The sequence below is a fragment of the Leucobacter sp. WKLB1 genome (genome assembly GCF_059696215.1).
Genome location: NZ_AP046115.1, coordinates 1,050,882 through 1,069,119, shown reverse-complemented (window position 1 = coordinate 1,069,119; position 18,238 = coordinate 1,050,882). Strand labels below are relative to the sequence as shown.

Sequence of the window (18,238 nt, the reverse complement as noted above, 5' to 3'; positions counted from 1 at the left end):
GCTCCTCGAGTGGTGCGGGTGATGCGGAAGATGTGCAGGTGGGGCTGACGCGGAATCAGCGGGTGAGACTCAGCGCGGCAGCCAGGCAGCGTCTTGATGCTCGCCGATGCCGGGCGGCGGAACCTGGTACTGCGCGGGGGTCTCGGAGAACGAGATCGGGGTCGCCACGGAGCGCAGCGTCTGCATCGTGCCGTCTTCGGCGTGCGCTGCGGTTTCGGCGACCGGATCGAGTCCGAGTTCGCCGGCGAGCTCGAGCGCCTGCGCGATGGAGTTCACGCGCCCTGCGGGGATGTTCGCCGCGGTGCAGGCGTCGATCCATTCGGCGGCGGATCGCTTGGCGAGTGCACGCTCGATCGCCGCCCTCAGCTCCACCCGATGGGCGACCCGCTGCGGGTTCGTCGCGAATCGCTCGTCGTTCGCGAGTTCGTCGATGCCGAGCACCGCGCAGAGTCGGGCGAACTGCCCGTCAGTGCCTACCGCGAGCGCGATCGACTGGTCGGCAGCGCGGAAGGTCTCATACGGGGCGATCGACGGGTGTGCGTTCCCCATGCGCTCGGGGGCCACCCCGGTTTCGAGCGTCGACGAGGCCTGATTGGCGAGTGCCGAGAGCAGCGACCCGAGGAGCGTCACTTTGACGTGCTGCCCCTGACCGGCGATGGGTGATCCCGCATCGTCGCGTGCACGCAGTGCGGCTTGAATGCCAATCACGGAATTGAGGCCGGTGAGGATGTCAACGAGCGCGACGCCGACCTTTGTGGGTTCGCCGCCGTCTGCGTCGGCCTGACCCGTGATGCTCATGAGACCGCCGACTGCCTGCACGAGCAGATCGTAACCGGGAAGGTCGCGTCCGGCAGTGTCACCGAAGCCCGAGATCGAACAGTAGACGAGACCGGGGTTGGCAGCGGCGAGCTCGGCGTACCCCAGGCCGAACTTCTCCATCGTGCCCGGCTTGAAGTTCTCGATGACGACGTCAGCACTCAGTGCCAGTTCGCGGGCGCGGGCGAGGCCCGCTGGGTCACGCAGGTCACATACGACGGAACGCTTACCGCGGTTGACGCCCGCGAAGTAGGTGCTCTGACCGACCGCGTTCACCGGGGGGCGCCACTGGCGCGTGCCGTCTCCCTCAGGGCTCTCGATCTTGATGACGTCGGCGCCGAGGTCGGCGAGAATCATCGTGGCGTGCGGGCCTGCGAGCACACGCGAGAAGTCGGCGACGCGGATGCCCCGCAATGCGCCGCCCACCGGCTGACTGGCGGGCGCAGAGAGCTGCGGCTCGGCGGGGTGCTGCGGCAGGCCGGTCATCGGAAACTCCTCGTCATCGATCGCGGCCGAACTCGACGGCCGGCGCGGTGCTTCTCTGGCCAGTGTAGGTGCCGGAGCTGGACACCTGACGCGCGAGACTGCCCACTTGCTGATTGATGGACTGTGCAAGAATCGCATCATGGTTGCACTCTCCCAGCTGCTCGCCCTCCCCGACCTCGGGCTTCGACTTGTGCAGGCGGGTGCCGGGGATCCGGAGATCTCGTGGGTCTCGAACACGGAACTGCTCGATCTGGGCGCCTATCTTGAAGGCGGCGAGATTATTCTCACGACGGGCCTCGCGCTGGGTGCCGCTGATCCTCGGTGGCGCGATTTTGTCGCTGGCCTCAGCCGCGCCCGGATCGCCGGAATCGGGTTCGGTGTGGGTATCGCGCACGACGCCGTTCCGGCAGCGCTCGTGCGGGCAGCAAGTGCGTACCGGGTCGCGCTGTTCGAGGTGCCATTGCCTGTGCCGTTCATCGCGGTCAGCAAGGCGCTTGCCGGCCTGCTGCGTGCAGATGAGCTCGCAGCGGCACGCGACGCACTGCAGACCCAGCGGCAGTTGCTCGAGGGCGCCCGCAGCGAGCAGGAACCCGCACAGGTGCTGGCGCGACTCGCCCAGTCGACGGGCAAGCACTTCGCGGTACTGACCTCCGACGGGGCGACGTTGGCCAGCACCGCCGGTTTCGCTGCCGCACTGGATCCCGCACGCGCGGGGCGGCGCACTGGCAATGCGGCGGCGGGCAGCATTGCCGCCGACAGCGTTTCTGCGGGCCATATCTCCGCGGGCGACGTCGAGCTGATCGACCTCGACGCCTCCGGCGGGCACCGGCTCGCGCTCGCCGGGGGTGCGGCGTTATCGCCCGAGGGGCGATCGATCGTCGCCGCCGGCGCGATGGTACTCGGGCTGGCGCTGAGTAGCGATCGCGCGGATGCCGAGCGCGAGCGCGAGCGCTGGGAGCGCGCGGCAGATGCGGCGCTGCGGGGGCGCCCGCTCGATCCGATGCTCACCGTGCTCTCCCCCGAACTCCCGACCCCCGAGCGCATTCGAGTGGTGGTGGTGCAGGGGGCCGCTGAAGACGTTGCGCAGTGGCACCGATCCGCACGATCAGGCATCGATCGGCTGATCGCACGTGATACGGCCGATGCTCCGGCGGCCGGAGTCGCGCGCGCCTGGCAGATCGTCGTCGACGACCAGGCCGGCATTCGAGTCGCGTTGGAGCGCGCCGCCGCCCACAACTTAGACGCAGTGGTGGGACGAGGCGCGGATGCGAGCGCGGCATCACTGAGTCGGCGCTCGGCCGCGGCCCGACTGGGGGCGCTCTCTCCCACAGCACCGCTGTACGAATCCCCCCGCGTTCCCGTGGCGCTCTGGGCCGATCGCGATACCCCACTGCTCGACCTCATGCTCGAACTGCACGACCCGTCTGCCACGGGCGGCGTCGATGCTGCGCACCGCAGTCTGACGGCCGCCGTGCTCCGAACGCTCTCGCGGCGACCCTCGAATGCGCCGGATCATCAATCGACCGACGAGGTCAGCGAGATCGATCGGGTGGCGCTTCGCGAAACGCTCTATGCCGTGTTCGCCTCAGACGGCCAACGCGGGCCCGCGTCCGCCGCGCTGGGTATTCACCGCAACACGCTGCGCGACCGCATCGCGCGCATCGAACGGATCACTGGCCGGTCGCTCGGCGACCCCGACGATCGCGCGGAACTCTGGTTCGCGCTCCGCGTCGAAGATGCGTCCGCGGGGTAGCGGCGCTCACCCCGCGAACGATCCAGGTCAGACGAGTTAGACGGCAGGGGCCTCGGGCACGGCGGGTGCCTCGGGGTGGGGCTCGTGCAGAGCATGCAATACGCCACGCATGTCTCCATGGAGCAGGTCGTCGATGAGTTCGTCGACCGCGACGGCTTCATTCGTGCCCTCGGTGATCTCCACCTTGAGCCCGTTGCTGGGTACATGATTTCTGGTCATGCCTCACAGTACTCCCGCGAAGCTGAAAGTGGCACCTATTTGCGGTACGGCGACGCGCCTCGGGTTTCCCGGGCGTGTCCCGCTGATCAGTACAGCAGGAACTGTGCGGTTCCGGTGCCCTGCACACCCCCGGCAGCCGCACGCAGGTGGTACGACGCTCCCTCCGCTGACACCGCGTCGCGGGTGATATCGCAGGTTTCGGTGCTCGAGCGCGTGCGATCCCAGGCGATCGCCTCGCTCTCGATCGCTTTGCCCGGATCGAGGATCACCGCGAGGTGCTCGGGGTTCTTCTGGCAGTCGGCGGATCGCCAGACCTCGTCAGCCCCGCTCGCCACGACAAACTGCAGCTCTGCGCTGCCCAGGTCGGCCGAACAGGCAGCTTCGCCGGTGTTCTCCACCGTCAGCGAGAGCTGCGGCTCCTCCCCTGCGGCGTAGTCGCCCTTATCGGTCTTCGGGGTGACCGCGAGCTGCCCGGTCGCACACACGGCCACGTCGCCGTCATCGGTCTCGTCGTCATCGGGGGCGTCAGCGCCCGCCAAATCTTTGGGCACCGAGACCTGGCTCGCATCCTGCGCGCCTCCCGTCGACCCGGGCCGCACGATGATCAGCACGATCACCGCGACGATCGCGAGCAACACGGCCAGCACGATGAGGCGTCGGCGAATGAACACCCGGCGGTCAGGGGTCTGCGGCGCGCTTTCGCCGGGCTCTCGGGGGGTCGACATGGCGCCAGCGTATCCGCAGCGGAGGGTCAGAGGTGCTTGAGCATGCGCGTGTTGCCGAGGGTGTTCGGCTTCACACGGGCAAGATCCAGGAACTCGGCGACGCCCTCATCGCTCGAACGCAGCAGCTCAGCGTAGACCTCGCCCGCCACGAGCTCTGTGTCTTCGCCCACCTGCGAAAAGCCGTGCTTCGTGAAGAAGTCGACCTCGAAGGTGAGACAGAACAGCTGCGCGAGGCCGAGATCTCGGGCGCGGGCTTCAAGGGCGGTGAGCAGGCGGTGGCCGACGCCCGAGCCGAGCAGTTGCTCGGAGACTCCGAGCGTGCGCACCTCGCCGAGCTGATCCCACATCACGTGCACGGCACCGTAGCCGACAACGGCGTCGGTCTCATCGACCGCCACGAGGAACTCGGGCACGGCCGCGTACAGATCGACCAGGTCTTTGCCGAGCAGAATACGTCGGGCAACGAGGGGCTCCATCAGTGCGACCATGTGCGGCACGTCTCCAGTGCGCGCACTCCGGATGCTGATCTGAGGAGCTGTTGTCATCCCTCCAGTCTAGGTGGGTGCGCCACGCACATCGATCGCGCCACGAAATCGCACGAGGCCCCCGCTGCGGTGCAGCGGGGGCCTCGTCATACGAACGAACTACTCGGTGGTGCCGGGCGTCGCGGCCGTCGAAGCGACGGCAGCCGCCGACGATGCCGAGGCAGCGCTCGGGTCGCGGTCGGCGCGAGCCTCGGTCTCGAACGTGAACTGACCGTCCACGAAGTCGACCTTCACCAGATCGCCGGCCAGCAGCTCGGCGCTCAGGATGCGCTCGGACAGTCGATCCTCGATCTCGCGCTGCATCGCGCGACGCAGCGGACGCGCACCCAGCGTGGGGTCGTACCCGACGTCGGCGAGGCGCTCGCGGGCCGGCTGCGAGATCTCGATGTGCATGTCGCGATCGAGCAGACGATCTTTCAGCTGCTTCACGAAGAGGTCGACGATCTGCAGCAGCTCCGGCTTGGTGAGCTGCGGGAACACGATCGTGTCGTCGACACGGTTCAGGAACTCGGGCTTGAAGTGCTTCTTCAGCTCCTCGTTCACCTTGCCCTTCATCATGTCGTAGCCCACCGACGAGTCGCCCTCGAGCTGGAAGCCCACGGGGCCGCCGGCGATGGCCGTCGAACCGAGGTTCGTGGTCATGATGATGACCGTGTTCTTGAAGTCGATGACGCGGCCCTGACCATCGGTCAGGCGCCCCTCTTCAAGGATCTGCAGCAGCGAGTTGAAGATGTCGGGGTGAGCCTTCTCGATTTCGTCGAAGAGCACGACGGAGAACGGCTTGCGACGCACCTTCTCCGTGAGCTGGCCGCCCTCTTCGAAGCCGACGAACCCGGGAGGCGCACCGAACAGGCGCGATACGGTGTGCTTCTCGCCGTACTCCGACATGTCGAGCGAGATCAGTGCGTCTTCGTCGTCGAACAGGAACTCCGCGAGCGCCTTGGCGAGCTCCGTCTTGCCGACGCCGGTCGGGCCGGCGAAGATGAACGAGCCCGAGGGGCGCTTCGGGTCCTTGAGGCCCGCGCGCTGACGACGGATGGTCTTGGCGAGCGCCGAGATGGCCTCGTTCTGACCGATGACGCGCTGGTGCAGCGCCTCCTCCATGAAGCGAAGACGCGAGGTCTCCTCTTCCGTCAGCTTGAAGACGGGGATGCCGGTGGCCTGCGCGAGCACCTCGGCGATCAGCCCCTCGTCGACCTCGGCCTTCGTCGCGACGTCGCCCGAGCGCCACTGCTTCTCAAGGCGCAGACGCTCGGCGATCAGCTTCTTCTCTTCGTCGCGCTTGTTCGCGGCGGCTTCGAAGTCTTGGCCCTCGATCGCCTGCTCCTTCTCGGCGCGCACGACGGCGATCTTCTCGTCGAACTCGCGCAGCTCGGGCGGGCTCGACAGAATCGAGAGGCGCAGGCGTGCACCGGCCTCGTCGATCAGGTCGATCGCCTTGTCGGGCAGGAAGCGGTCTTGCACGTAGCGGTCGGCCAGGTTCACCGCGGCAACGATGGCGCCGTCGGTGATGGAGACCTTGTGGTGCGCCTCGTAGCGATCGCGCAGCCCCTTGAGAATGTTGATCGAGTGCGGCAGCGACGGCTCGGCGACCTGGATCGACTGGAAGCGGCGCTCGAGTGCCGCGTCTTTCTCGAAGTGCTTGCGGTACTCGTCGAGCGTGGTGGCGCCGATGGTCTGCAGCTCACCGCGTGCGAGCATCGGCTTCAGGATGTTCGCTGCGTCGATCGCACCCTCGGCCGCACCCGCGCCGACGAGCGTGTGGATCTCGTCGATGAAGATGATGATGTCGCCGCGGTTGCGGATCTCCTTGGTGACCTTCTTCAGGCGCTCCTCGAAGTCGCCGCGGTACCGGCTGCCCGCGATCATCGAGCCGAGGTCGAGCACGTAGACCTGCTTGTCTTTCAGCGTCTCGGGCACCTCGCCCTTGATGATCGCCTGTGCGAGGCCCTCGACGACGGCGGTCTTGCCGACGCCGGGCTCGCCGATCAGCACCGGGTTGTTCTTCGAGCGGCGCGAGAGGATCTGCATGACCCGCTCGACCTCTTTCTCGCGACCGATGACCGGGTCGAGCTTGCCCTCGCGCGCGGCCTGGGTCAGGTTGCGACCGAACTGGTCGAGCACCTGCGAGCCCTTGGACTCGCCACCCGTCTCGGGCGCACCGACGGTTGCGCTCTCTTTGCCGGCCTGGTAGCCGGAGAGCAGCTGGATCACGGTCTGGCGCACGCGATTGAGGTCGGCGCCGAGCTTCACGAGCACCTGGGCGGCGACGCCCTCGCCCTCGCGGATCAGGCCGAGCAGGATGTGCTCGGTGCCGATGTAGTTGTGGCCGAGCTGCAGCGCCTCGCGCAGGCTCAGCTCGAGCACCTTCTTCGCGCGCGGCGTGAAGGGGATGTGGCCGGCCGGCGGCTGCTGCCCGGTGCCGATGATGTCGGTCACCTGCGCACGCACGGCGTCGAGCGAGATCTCGAGCTGCTCGAGCGCCTTGGCCGCCACGCCCTCACCCTCGTGGATGAGGCCGAGCAGAATGTGCTCGGTGCCGATGTAGTTGTGGTTGAGCATCTTCGCCTCTTCCTGGGCGAGCACCACGACCCGGCGAGCACGATCAGTGAATCTCTCGAACATCTCCTACCTCCTTGCGACGCCATAGCACGGGAGTGGCGCCGCCGATGTGAACAGGCTACGTGGTGATGCGGGATCGCGGGGCCGTGTTCGCCGCAGGCGTGACACGCAGCGTCGCGCCGTTGCCCGGCCGGTGACGGCGTGCCGACGGCCGCCGCCGATTCGCCACGCTTCGGTCACCTCGCGTTCACCGGCTCCGCCTACCGTGTTCGCATGCCCGCACCGGATCTCGACGCACGCTTCGACGACGCCAGCACCGCGGCCGCTCCCCCGTCGGGGTCCGCGCTCGCGGTGATCCGCGCGCTCGCCGGCGGCCTCGGCCCGAGCGAGGGGGCTGTCGCGCGCGTGCTGCTGGAGCGAGCGGCGGAGGTACCGCAGTGGTCGACGCAGGAGCTCGCGGTCGCCGCCGGCACGTCGACCGCGACGGTGATCCGGGCCTGCCAGAGACTCGGGTTTCGCGGGTTCCAGCATGTCCGCCTCGAGCTCGCCCGGGAGTCCGCACCGGCCGCGTCGCACGAGGCTCCCGCAGGCGACGCCGTCGATCGCGTGTTCGAGAGCGCCCGGGTCGCGCTGCTTGTCGGCCAGCAGACCGTCGACCGCGTGGCGCTCACCCGCGCGGCGGACGCGCTCGCCGGCGCCCGCCGGGTCGTGTGCACGGCGAACGGATTCTCGGCACCGCCGCTCCAAGATGCGGCGATGCGGTTCTCGACAGTTGGGCGACCGGTCGAGGCACCGCTCGACATCCTTGCGCAGCAGTTCGCCGCGCACAGCGTGACCGACGACGACGTCTGCCTTGCGCTGAGCCATTCGGGTGCGAACGCGCACACGCTCGCCACGGTGCGCGCGGCGCGCCGGCGCGGTGCACGCATCATCGCGGTGGGCAGCTACGCTCGCTCGCCCCTCGCCGACCTGGCGGATGTCGCGCTCTGCACCGGCGCAGTCGGCACCGAGCACACGGTCGATCCATTCTTCAGCCGGCTCGGCCACTCCGTGCTCCTGCAAGCCCTCGTCGCCGAGGTCGCCCGTCGCACCGACCCCTCCGACGGGCTCGAGATGCGCGAAGTCGTGGCTGACGCCCTCGCCGAAACCACCGCGTAAATCGTCACTGATCAGGGTATCTCGCGAGGTTCTCTCGACCGTCACGCGCAGGCTCCCCACTGTTCACGAACGCGACACCCCACCCCGAGATGCTGCTCATGTAATCGCATTTCACGCTCAATGTAACGGGCGGCAACCGGCAGGGGAACTTCGCAGTGCACGTCATCTCGCTCGACGACAGCTACAACACCCGGGGCATCGGCTCCGAAGAGCGACCCTGGGTCGTACGGTCTGCGGCGCTCGACGACCTCACGACCGGCGGCGAGCGCGCGCTGCGCGATCTGGGAGTCGATCTGGTGGTCGACCTGCGCGAGACGGACGAGCACGGGCCGCGGTCGCACGGGATTCCCGTGCACTCGGCACCGCTCTACGGCCAGGCTCCGCCAGCCTCGGGGTCGCTCGAGTCGATCTACACCGGGCTGGTCACCGAGCGCGCATCGCGCCTCGTCGCCGCCGTCGTCGCGATCGCCGAGCACCCCGGGGTCGCCCTCGTGCACTGCACGGCGGGCAAGGATCGCACGGGCCTCGTCATCGCGCTCGCGCGACTGGCGGCGGGCGACCCCCGAAGCGCAGTGGTCGCCGACTACGCACGCTCCGGCGAGACCGTGCGCCCGGCGCGCGCGGCCATCGCCGCCGCGCAACTCGACGCGCTCGCGCTGAACGCGGAGGATCGCGCCGCGGCCGAACGCCTGCACCTCGACAGCCCGGCTGAGGCCCTCGAATCGACACTCGACCTGATCGATTCTCTCGGCGGCGTGCAGGCATACCTGCTCGCGCACGGCGCGGAGTCGCGCCATCTGACGTCCTTGCAACAGCGCGCGGCGCGATCCCGCACCGCAGCCCCGACCGGCCCCAACGCGGAGGCCGCCGCATGAGCCGCGACACCGGCCGCTTCACGGTGCTGCACCTGAGCGATGTGCACGCGACCGACAGCGGGCTGCTCTACGACGCGGTCGACGGGGTCGGGCGCATCGAGCGCGTGGGCGACTACGCACTCGCGACGGGCATCACACCGGAGGCGGTCGTGATCACGGGCGATCTGATCGAGCGCGGGCATGCGGGGGCATACGCCGACGTGGGGGCCGCGTGCCGCCGATTGGAGGATCGCCTGGGCGTTCCCGTGCTGACGGTGCTGGGCAACCACGACGACCCGATCGCGGCCCGCACCCTTCCCGGGAACGAGGCCGGGCACTTCGATGCCATCAACGTCGACGGCACCCGCATCATCAGGCTCGACTCGCATCACCGTACGCTCGACGCGGCTCAGCTCGAATGGCTCGCCGAAGAGCTCGCGACCCCCGCCGAGGGCGGCACCATCGTCGCCCTGCACCACGCCCCGATCGCATCACCGCTGCCGACCCTGCGCCGCCAGGGCCTCGCGAACGCCGACGCACTGCTCGACGTGCTCGTCGACTCGGACGTGCGGGCGATCCTCGCCGGTCATTACCACCACAGCCTCTCCGCATCGATCCGGGCCATCCCCGTCTTCGTCGGCCCGTCCCTCGCCTACCACCAGGTGATGAACGCGGGCCCGGACGCGGTCGCCGGCCACGACTCCCCCATGTTCTCGCTCGTGCAGCTCACCAGCGACGGGGTCAGCGCCTCAACCATCGCCCTGACCTCCCCCGAACCTCTCTTCACCCAACCCATCAGCAGCACCGCACAGAAAGCGACTCATGTCTCGTAACCGCACCACCGGCGTCATCGCCGCATTCGCCCTCTCGGCCCTCGCACTCACCGGGTGCGCCGCTTCGGCAGACGCCGCAGGGTCCGACGCATCTGATGCCGCCGAAGCATCCACCATTACGCTCTACACCTCGGAGCCGCAGGAGAAGATCGACGCGGTCATCGCAGCATTCAACGAGCACCACCCCGAGATCACCGTCGACGTGTTCCGCGCGGGCACCGGTGATCTCACCGCGCGCATCGCGACGGAGGAGAAGGCCGGCGAGATCGGCGCCGACCTGCTGCTCGCCGCCGACGCCGGCACGTTCGAGGACTACGCCGAGCGCGACCTGCTGCTCGAGTACGCATCGCCCGAGGCCGAGGCCATTCAGCAGGACCTCGTCGACCCCGAGCACTTCTACGTCGGCACCCGCCTGATCCCTACCGTCATCGCGGTGAACACCACCGTCATCACCGATGCGCCGACCTCATGGCAAGACCTCACCGACGCGCAATACGCCGGCAAGATCGCGATGCCGAACCCTGACGTGTCGGGCGCAGCGGCCTACAACGCCGCCGTCTGGCTCGACGACGCGTCGCTCGGCAAGACCTGGCTCGAAGGCCTCGCCGCCAACAAGCCGCTGATCGCCGAGAGCAACGGCCCCGTCTCGCAGGCCGTGGCCGACGGCAGCAGCCCGGTCGGCATCGTCGTCGATTCGCTGGTGCGCGACCTCGCCGCTGCGGGATCGCCGATCGAGGCCGTCTACCCGAGCGAGGGAGTGCCCTTCGTCTCGCAGCCGGTCGGCATCTTTGCGAACACGGATGAAGCCGAGGCGTCAAAGCTCTTCGTCGACTTCCTCATCAGCCAGGAGGGCCAGGAGATCGCCGCGTCACAGTCGTACCTGCCGATCCGCGAGGACGTCGACAGCCCCGAGGGTGCGCCGGCCATCGCCGACATCGATTTCTTGAACCCCGACCTCGAGACCATTCGCGCCTCGCAGGCCGACGCCGTCGAGACCTTCAATGGTCTCTTCCAGTAGCACCCTGGAGCGTGGCTTCGCGGGCTCGGTCGATTCCGGCCGGGCCCGCGGGCCGCGCTCCGGCGCACACCTGTTCGACGGATTCACAGCCGCCCGACTCGCCCTGTGGTGCGCCGTCGCCGCCCTCATCCTCGTCCCCATCACCGCGATCGTCGTGCTGGCGCTCGGCGGCGGCGGCTGGTCGGCGCTCGGCGATCCCGATGTGCTCACCGCCGCCGGCAACTCACTCGTCTCCGCGGGCGTCTCGGGGGCGCTCGCCGTGATCGTCGGCACCGCGCTGGCACTGCTGCTCGAACGCACCGACCTGCCGGGCCGCCGTGCACTGCGGCTCATCGCGCTGAGCCCCATGCTGATGCCGCCGTTCGTCGGCGCAATCGCCTGGCTGAGTCTGCTCGGGCCCTCCGCGACGGTCAACACGTTCTGGTCGACGCACTTCGGCGGCCCGCTCTGGAATCTCTACGGCGGCGACGGCGTCATCTTCCTGCTCACGCTGCACAGCTACCCGATCGCGATGATGATCGTCACCGCGGCACTGCGGCGAGTGCCCGCCGACCTCGAGCAGGCGGCGCGCATCGCCGGATCCTCTGCGCCGCGCGCCCTCTGGGAAGTCACGACCCCGCTGCTGCGACCCGCCATGCTCTCCTCGTTCACCCTGATCGCGGTGTCGAACCTGGCCGACTTCGGCATCCCGTCGATCATCGGGCTTCCCGAGCGCTACGTCACCCTGTCGACCCTCGTCTACCGGTACCTGCAGTCGGGCACCGTCGAAGACCCGCTCGCGGTCGTCGCGGCCATCGGCTTCGTGCTGCTCGTGATCGCTCTCGTCGGGGTCGTCGTCGATCTGCTCCGAGCGCGCACCCGCGTCGAGCTCGACGCCCAGGCCGGCGCGCCCGCGCTGCTGCCGCTGGGCCGGGCCCGAGTACCCGCGGCGATCCTCACCGCGGTTGCCGTGCTGTCGGTCACGGTGCTCCCCCTCATCACACTCGCGATTCAATCGGTGCTGCCGGCCCCCGGCGTGCCACTCACCCCCGAAACCGTGACGCTCGCGAGCTTCGAGCGCGCCCTGACAGCTTCGGGCACACTGCAGGGCATCGGCAACTCCCTCACGCTGGCGACGCTCGCCGCGCTGGGCTGCGGCATCATCGGGCTCGGGATCGGCACCTTCGTGACCCGCACCCGCGCTCGGGGCAACGCGGCCCTGCTCGGCCTGTCGCTGCTGCCGCAGGCGATCCCAGGCCTCGTCATCGCCGTCGCCTGGCTCGTCATCGCGCCGCGCATCGGCCTGTACAACACGCCCTGGCTCATTCTGTGCGCGTACCTCACGTCGTTCCTCGCGCTCGTCGTGCAGTCCGTGCACGCGCCGCTCTCGGCTACGCCGACGACTGCCGAGGAGGCCGCGCGCATCTCGGGCGCCTCGCGCCTGCGGGCCCTCTGGGACATCTCGTGCCGCATGGCGGTGCCCGCGGCGATCTCCGGTGCGACGCTCGTCGCCCTCACCGCGGTGCGCGAACTCACGCTCTCCGTACTGCTGCTCTCACCCGGATCCCAGACGCTCGGCGTCGTCATCTTCAACCTGCAGCAGGCGGGCGCGTACAACGCCTCGTCGGCGCTCTCACTCATCGTCGCGGTGGTCGGCCTGGCCGGTCTCGGACTCACCGCCCGCTCCCAGCGTTAGGACTCCCGTGTCATCCGTCACTCTCGACTCCGTCAGCCTCGCCTACCTCGGCGGTCACCTCGGCCTCGCCGACGTCGACCTCGCGATCGGCGACGGCGAGTTCGTCGCCCTCGTGGGCCCGTCGGGTTCGGGCAAGACCACGCTGCTGCGCACTGTCGCCGGGTTCGTCGCGCCCACTGCCGGAACCGTGCGCATCGGCGATACCGTCGTATCGCAGCCCGGCCGCAGCGTCGAACCGGAACGCCGCGGGCTCGGCATGGTGTTCCAGCAGCACGCCGTGTGGCCGCACTGGAAGGTCGGCCGCAACATCGCCTACCCGCTGCGCCGCGCCGGAGTCGCCCGCGCCGAGCGCACCCGCCGCGTGGCTGAAGCGCTCGAACTCGTGGGGCTCCCCGGCGCCGAACGCCGCAACCCCGCGACCCTGTCGGGCGGGCAGCGCCAGCGCGTCGCCATCGCCCGAGCGATCATCGCACGGCCGCGGGTGCTCCTGCTCGACGAAGCGCTCTCTGCACTTAACGAACCGCTGCGGGATCGCCTGCGCCTCGACCTCCGCGCCCTCACCCGCGAACTCGGCCTGACCGTACTGCACGTCACGCACGACCGGAGCGAGGCCCTGGCGCTGGCCGATCGGGTGGTCGTGCTCGACGGCGGCAGGGTGCAGCAGGTCGGCGCGCCCGCCGACCTGCTCGAGCGCCCGGCCTCGCCGTTCGTCGCTCGATTCATCTCGGACGCGACCGTGCTGCCCGGCCGCTTCGACGGCTCCGGGTTCCACGCCGACGGACTTCCGATCCGCGTTCCCGTCGACCGGGTTGTGGCGAACGGGGTCCCCGCTGCCCACGGGCGCCCCGAGGGCCAGAGCGAGGGGCGGTGCCAAATTGCGGTGCAACCCGAGCACGTGCGCGTCATCGCCGATGCCTCGGGGCCCGCAACCGTGACATCGTCGCTCTTCGGCCGCTCGGGCGACGAGCTGGTCGTCACGTGGGGCGATCTGCACCTCCGCTCCCGCGCGAACGGCGTCCGCTGCACCGCCGGAACCCGGGTGCGCATCGAGATCGACCGCGTCACCCTGTTCTCGCCGCCGCACGACGCAGCATCCCAGACCGGCGATGCGGCAGCCGAACGCCCCGCGACAGCCCATGAGCGAACGCAACCGGCTAGCGTGGGAACATGACCGATTCCGCAAGCCCCGCAGCCTCGATCGTCGTGGTGCGCCACGGCGAGACCGACTGGAACATCGGACGCCGCATTCAGGGGCAGACCGACATTCCCCTGAATGAGCGCGGCCGCGCGCAAGCGGGAGAGATCGCAGAACTGCTGGCTGACACCGGGCCCTGGACCCGCGTGATCGCCTCCCCGCTCGATCGCGCGCGCACCACCGCAGGCATCATCGCTGCGCGGCTGGGTCTGCCGCAGCCGGAGATCGTCGACGACGTCACCGAACGCGATTTCGGCTCGGCCGAGGGACTCCTCGTGAGCGACGCCTCGGCGCGATGGCCGGGGCTCGACGTCGACGACGCGGAGGGCCTCGACGCGCTCGCGCAGCGCGGTGCCGGCGCGTTCGCGAGGACGCTGCGAGAGGCGCCCGGCGCGATCATCGTCGCCCACGGTGCGCTCATTCGTGCGGCGCTCACCGAACTCAGCGGAGCTCCAGCTCCCCGCATTTTGAACGGCGAGGCCTGGCTCGTCTCGGAGCAGGCCGATCAGGGCGGCGCGACGGACGCGCGTATCTCGGTCGACCGCCTCGGCACGCCCGCGATGCAGCACGCGGTTTAAGACGCTGCCCGATCCCGACTACTGCCCCACTACCTGCGCCGGGTTCGACGGAGCCTGCGGCGCAATGGGCTCGATCACGACCGCGGTGCCGTAGGCGCAGAACTCGGTGAAGTTGCCGATGGACCCCGAGTCGAAGCGCATGGCGACCACGGCATTCGCACCGCGCGACTGAGCCTCGGCCCACATGCGGTTCATGACCTCCCAGCGCGATTCATAGATCACCTTGGTGTACTCGGGCATCTCGCCGCCACCGAGCGCGCGGAACCCGGCGGTGAAGTTCTGGCCGAAGTTCGCCGAGCGCACCGTCAGACCCATCACCTCCCCGAGCACCTGGGTGATCCGGTACCCCGGGACGTCGTTAGTGGTCACTGCAAACACGATGATTCCCCTCATTCGGTGTGAACTCGGCGGCCGTGACCGCCGAGTTCAGCGTAGACCTCGCGGCAGCGATCGACCTACTGCAGCGCCGAGGTCAGGCGAGCGATGCCGTCGAGCAGCTGGGAGGGCAGTGACTGCTTCTCCCATTCCTCAAGCGTCAGTTCGCGGGAGTTCTCGCGGTAGTAATCGTTGACCCCGTCGAGATCTTCGACGAAGCCGCGTCCGTGCACCACCATCGAGATCTCCATGTTCAGGCCGAAGGATCGCTGATCCATGTTCGAGGAGCCGACGACCGCGACCTCTTCATCGATGGTGAAGTGCTTCGAGTGCAAGATATACGGCGGACGGAACATCCAGATGCGCACGCCGGCCCGCAGCAGCTCCTCGTAGTACGAGCGCTGGGCGTGGTACACCACGGCCTGATCGCCGATCTCGGAGACGAAGAGCTCGACCTCGACCCCGCGGGCCGTCGCCGCACGCACAGCGTTCATGATGGAGCCGTCGGGCACGAAGTACGGGCTGGTGATGCTGATGCGGCGCTGCGCCGTGTAGAGCAGCGCGACGAACACCTGCAGGTTGTTCTCGCCCGCGTACCCCGGCCCGCTCGGCACGATCTGGCAATCGAGTTCGCCCGGCTGATCGACCGTGACCGCCTCCCCCGTGAGCTCGGTGAGGTAGTTGCCGGTCTCGAGATACCAGTCGCCCTGGAATACGGCTTCGAGGCCCAGCACGATCGGGCCTTCGACCCGCACCATGAGGTCTTTCCAGTGCAGGCCGCGGCGGCGGTTCGACGGCTTGTTGTAGCTCGAGTCGACGAGGTTCTGCGACCCCATGAACCCGATCTCGCCGTCGACGACGATGAGCTTGCGGTGGTTGCGCAGATCGGGTCGCTGGTACTCACCGCGCCACGGGCGCACCGGAAGCATATACGCCCACTCAGCACCGAGATCGGTCAGGCTCTTGCGGGTGCGTTTGGCACCCGGATTGCGCACCGCCGAGATGTGATCGAGCAGCACGCGCACCTTCACGCCACGGGCCGCGACCTCGCGCAGCGCGGCAAAGACCGGCTCGGTAGTCGAGTCGTGCACGAGAATGTAGAACTCGACGTGCACGTATTCTTTGGCGGTGCGAATCGCCTCGGCCATGCGCTCAAACGACTCTTCGTAGTCGATGCAAATGCTCGCAGAGTTGCCCTGCAGCATCGGCTGCGCACCGAGCGACCGTCCGAGCTTCACGGCGCTGTCGAGGCCGGGGAAGAGGCGTTCGTGCGGCGTGACGAGATCAGCTTCCTCTTCGTCGGCGATCTGCGCCACGAACTGGTTGATCGCCTCCTGTTTCAGCTCGCGCGAGCGTGGCAACCGCTTGCTGCCGATGATGAGGAAGAGCAGCAGGCCCGGCACCGGGAGAGCGAAGATCGCCATCAACCAGGCCATGCCGGCCGTTGGGCGGCGGTTGCGCGGCACGACAAACACCGCGACGACGCGAATGACATTGTCGACGACCAGTACGATCCAGGTCCAGACATACGGCCAGTTGACGCCCAACCAGTCGATGTCCATGCGACCCCCCTCGTGAATCAGCGCGCGGGTGCGCTATGCATCACTGTACCGGGGATCAGCGACTTCTCAGGATTCGCGACGCGACGGCAGACCGGCTTTCGCGCGCTCCTCGTCTTCGAGCTGCTGGTACACGCGGCGCTCCGTGCGATCGGCGCGGAGAATCAGTCGCAGCACCATCCAGAAGAAGAGCCCGATCAGCACGGTCGGCGTGAGCGACCACACCGCGTTCAGCCACCAGTTGTCCATAGTGCACCCAGTGTATCGGGCCTGCCCGTGAACATCCCGGGCGCGGCCCGCCTCCGCTACTTGACGATCGGGAAGAGGATGGTCTCGCGGATCCCGAGCCCGGTGAGTGCCATGAGCAGACGATCCATCCCCATGCCCATGCCGCCCGACGGCGGCATGCCGTGCTCGAGCGCGCGCAGGAAGTCCTCGTCGATGGGCATCGCTTCGACATCGCCACGCGCACCCTCGGCGGCCTGCTGCACGAAGCGCTCGCGCTGCACCACCGGGTCGACCAACTCGGAATAGCCCGTCGCGAGTTCGAACCCGCGAATGTACAGATCCCACTTCTCGACCACGCCCGGAATCGAGCGGTGGTGACGCGTCAACGGGCTCGTCTCGACCGGGAAGTCCATGACGAACGTCGGGCGCTCGAGGCCGCCCTTCACGAAGTGCTCCCACAGCTCTTCGACCAGCTTGCCGTGGTTCGGCAGGTGCACCTCGACGGCCTCGGCGTCGGCAATGGCCTGCAACTCGTCGACGGTGGTGTCGGGCGTGATCTCGCGGCCGGCCGCTGCTGAGAGGGTGCCGTACATCGAGATGCGATCCCAGTCGCCGCCGAGATCGAACAGCGTGCGGTCGGCCCACTGCACCACGTGCGTGCCCTCGCGCTCCGTGCCGGCGTTGGCCGCCAGGGCCGCGTTCTGGATGAGCAGTTGCGTCAAGTCGGCGATGCCGTTGTAGTCGGAGTACGCCTCGTACGCCTCGAGCATCGCGAACTCGGGGCTGTGGGTCGAATCGGCGCCCTCGTTGCGGAAGTTGCGGTTGATCTCGAAGACGCGCTCCAGGCCGCCCACGGCTGCGCGCTTGAGGTACAGCTCAGGTGCGATGCGCAGGTAGAGCTCGGTATCGAACGCGTTCGACTGCGTCACGAACGGGCGGGCCGAGGCGCCGCCGTGCATCGTCTGCAGCATGGGGGTTTCGACCTCGATGAAGTCGCGCTCGGCGAACGTCTGGCGCAGGCTCGCCATCGTGCGTGCGCGGGTGACCACGTTGACGCGCGCCTGCTCGCGCTGGATGAGGTCGAGGTAGCGCTGGCGAATGCGCGTCTCTTCGTTCAGCTCCGCGTACATGTTCGGGAGCGGCGCGATCGCCTTCGCCGCGATGGCCCACTCGCGCACCATGATCGAGAGCTCGCCGCGGCGGCTCGAGATGACCTCGCCGCTGATGAACAGGTGATCGCCGAGGTCGGTGAGCTCCTTGTAGCGTGCGAGCGACTCCTCGCCCACCTCTGCAAGGCTCACCATTGCCTGGATGCGCGTGCCGTCGCCGGCCTGCAACGACGCGAAGCAGAGCTTGCCCGTGTTGCGCTGGAACACGATGCGGCCCGCAATGCCCACAGTCTCGCCCGAGGCCGTGTCGGGAGTATCTTCGAGATGGCCGTAGGTCGCTCGAACGGCGGGAATCGTCGTGGTGACCGGCAGCGACACCGGGTAGGCACCGCCCGCGAGGTCGGCGTCGGCGTTCAGCCGATCGCGCTTCTCGAGTCGCACCCGCTTCTGCTCGAAGATCTCTTCGGCGCTCGCCTCGGGGGCGGAATCTGCGGGTGCTGCGGTCTGATCGCTCATTGTGGCGGGATCCTCCGGATCGGGTCGACGTACC

Annotated in this window: 17 protein-coding genes; 8 read left to right on the top strand and 9 right to left on the bottom strand. The window is 68.6% G+C overall.

Going from position 1 to position 18,238, the window contains the following annotated elements; genetic code table 11:
• Positions 1-69 precede the first annotated feature (69 nt).
• Positions 70-1,302 (bottom strand): CaiB/BaiF CoA transferase family protein, encoded by a 1,233-nt coding sequence (locus ACZF5Y_RS04915; protein ID WP_497534713.1) that lies wholly within the window; start codon positions 1,300-1,302, stop codon positions 70-72.
• 139 nt (positions 1,303-1,441) lie between these two features.
• Here ACZF5Y_RS04915 and ACZF5Y_RS04910 point away from each other — a divergent pair, with 139 nt between their 5' ends.
• Positions 1,442-3,055, top strand: coding sequence for a PucR family transcriptional regulator ligand-binding domain-containing protein (locus ACZF5Y_RS04910; RefSeq protein WP_497534712.1), 1,614 nt, complete (start codon positions 1,442-1,444; stop codon positions 3,053-3,055).
• A 36-nt stretch (positions 3,056-3,091) separates the two neighbouring features.
• Here ACZF5Y_RS04910 and ACZF5Y_RS04905 read toward each other — a convergent pair whose 3' ends face one another.
• The 4 genes from ACZF5Y_RS04905 to ACZF5Y_RS04890 all read right to left on the bottom strand — a co-directional run bounded on the left by ACZF5Y_RS04905 (position 3,092) and on the right by ACZF5Y_RS04890 (position 7,169).
• Positions 3,092-3,274 carry a hypothetical protein gene (locus tag ACZF5Y_RS04905; RefSeq protein WP_156316552.1) on the bottom strand — a complete coding sequence of 61 codons (183 nt, stop codon included), beginning with the start codon at positions 3,272-3,274 and terminating at the stop codon, positions 3,092-3,094.
• A gap of 86 nt (positions 3,275-3,360) precedes the next feature.
• Positions 3,361-3,999, bottom strand: coding sequence for a hypothetical protein (locus tag ACZF5Y_RS04900; RefSeq protein ID WP_497534711.1), 639 nt, complete (start codon positions 3,997-3,999; stop codon positions 3,361-3,363).
• Between the two features lie 26 nt (positions 4,000-4,025).
• On the bottom strand, positions 4,026-4,544 hold the full coding sequence (locus ACZF5Y_RS04895; RefSeq protein WP_497534710.1) for an amino-acid N-acetyltransferase: 519 nt from the start codon (positions 4,542-4,544) through the stop codon (positions 4,026-4,028).
• Between the two features lie 99 nt (positions 4,545-4,643).
• Positions 4,644-7,169, bottom strand: a complete 2,526-nt coding sequence (locus ACZF5Y_RS04890; protein WP_497534709.1) for an ATP-dependent Clp protease ATP-binding subunit — start codon at positions 7,167-7,169, stop codon at positions 4,644-4,646.
• Between the two features lie 210 nt (positions 7,170-7,379).
• Here ACZF5Y_RS04890 and ACZF5Y_RS04885 point away from each other — a divergent pair, with 210 nt between their 5' ends.
• From ACZF5Y_RS04885 to ACZF5Y_RS04855, 7 genes are all read left to right on the top strand, one after another.
• Positions 7,380-8,264, top strand: a complete 885-nt coding sequence (locus ACZF5Y_RS04885; RefSeq protein WP_497534708.1) for a MurR/RpiR family transcriptional regulator — start codon at positions 7,380-7,382, stop codon at positions 8,262-8,264.
• A 155-nt stretch (positions 8,265-8,419) separates the two neighbouring features.
• Positions 8,420-9,139 (top strand): tyrosine-protein phosphatase, encoded by a 720-nt coding sequence (locus tag ACZF5Y_RS04880; protein ID WP_497534707.1) that lies wholly within the window; start codon positions 8,420-8,422, stop codon positions 9,137-9,139.
• Positions 9,136-9,951 carry a metallophosphoesterase family protein gene (locus ACZF5Y_RS04875; RefSeq protein WP_497534706.1) on the top strand — a complete coding sequence of 272 codons (816 nt, stop codon included), beginning with the start codon at positions 9,136-9,138 and terminating at the stop codon, positions 9,949-9,951. Before ACZF5Y_RS04880 ends, ACZF5Y_RS04875 begins: the two co-directional genes overlap by 4 nt.
• Positions 9,941-10,969 carry an ABC transporter substrate-binding protein gene (locus ACZF5Y_RS04870; protein ID WP_497534705.1) on the top strand — a complete coding sequence of 343 codons (1,029 nt, stop codon included), beginning with the start codon at positions 9,941-9,943 and terminating at the stop codon, positions 10,967-10,969. Before ACZF5Y_RS04875 ends, ACZF5Y_RS04870 begins: the two co-directional genes overlap by 11 nt.
• Positions 10,953-12,644, top strand: a complete 1,692-nt coding sequence (locus ACZF5Y_RS04865) for an ABC transporter permease (RefSeq protein WP_497534704.1) — start codon at positions 10,953-10,955, stop codon at positions 12,642-12,644. Before ACZF5Y_RS04870 ends, ACZF5Y_RS04865 begins: the two co-directional genes overlap by 17 nt.
• A gap of 7 nt (positions 12,645-12,651) precedes the next feature.
• A complete protein-coding gene (locus ACZF5Y_RS04860) occupies positions 12,652-13,815 on the top strand; it encodes an ABC transporter ATP-binding protein (RefSeq protein WP_497534703.1) in 1,164 nt (387 codons plus the stop codon).
• On the top strand, positions 13,812-14,417 hold the full coding sequence (locus tag ACZF5Y_RS04855) for a histidine phosphatase family protein (protein WP_497534702.1): 606 nt from the start codon (positions 13,812-13,814) through the stop codon (positions 14,415-14,417). Before ACZF5Y_RS04860 ends, ACZF5Y_RS04855 begins: the two co-directional genes overlap by 4 nt.
• 18 nt (positions 14,418-14,435) lie before the next feature.
• On the opposite strand, the gene ACZF5Y_RS04850 is transcribed toward ACZF5Y_RS04855, so the two are convergent.
• From ACZF5Y_RS04850 to lysS, 4 genes are all read right to left on the bottom strand, one after another.
• Positions 14,436-14,786 carry a YbjQ family protein gene (locus tag ACZF5Y_RS04850; RefSeq protein WP_497534701.1) on the bottom strand — a complete coding sequence of 117 codons (351 nt, stop codon included), beginning with the start codon at positions 14,784-14,786 and terminating at the stop codon, positions 14,436-14,438.
• 86 nt (positions 14,787-14,872) lie between these two features.
• Positions 14,873-16,354: a cardiolipin synthase gene (gene cls / locus ACZF5Y_RS04845; RefSeq protein ID WP_497534700.1), complete on the bottom strand. Its 1,482-nt coding sequence runs from the start codon at positions 16,352-16,354 to the stop codon at positions 14,873-14,875.
• 66 nt (positions 16,355-16,420) lie between these two features.
• Complete coding sequence (locus tag ACZF5Y_RS04840) at positions 16,421-16,600, bottom strand: hypothetical protein (protein WP_053351821.1); 180 nt, start codon at positions 16,598-16,600, stop codon at positions 16,421-16,423.
• Positions 16,601-16,656: 56 nt separating this feature from the next.
• Positions 16,657-18,204: a lysine--tRNA ligase gene (gene lysS, locus ACZF5Y_RS04835; protein ID WP_497534699.1), complete on the bottom strand. Its 1,548-nt coding sequence runs from the start codon at positions 18,202-18,204 to the stop codon at positions 16,657-16,659.
• Between the last annotated feature and the right edge of the window lie 34 nt (positions 18,205-18,238).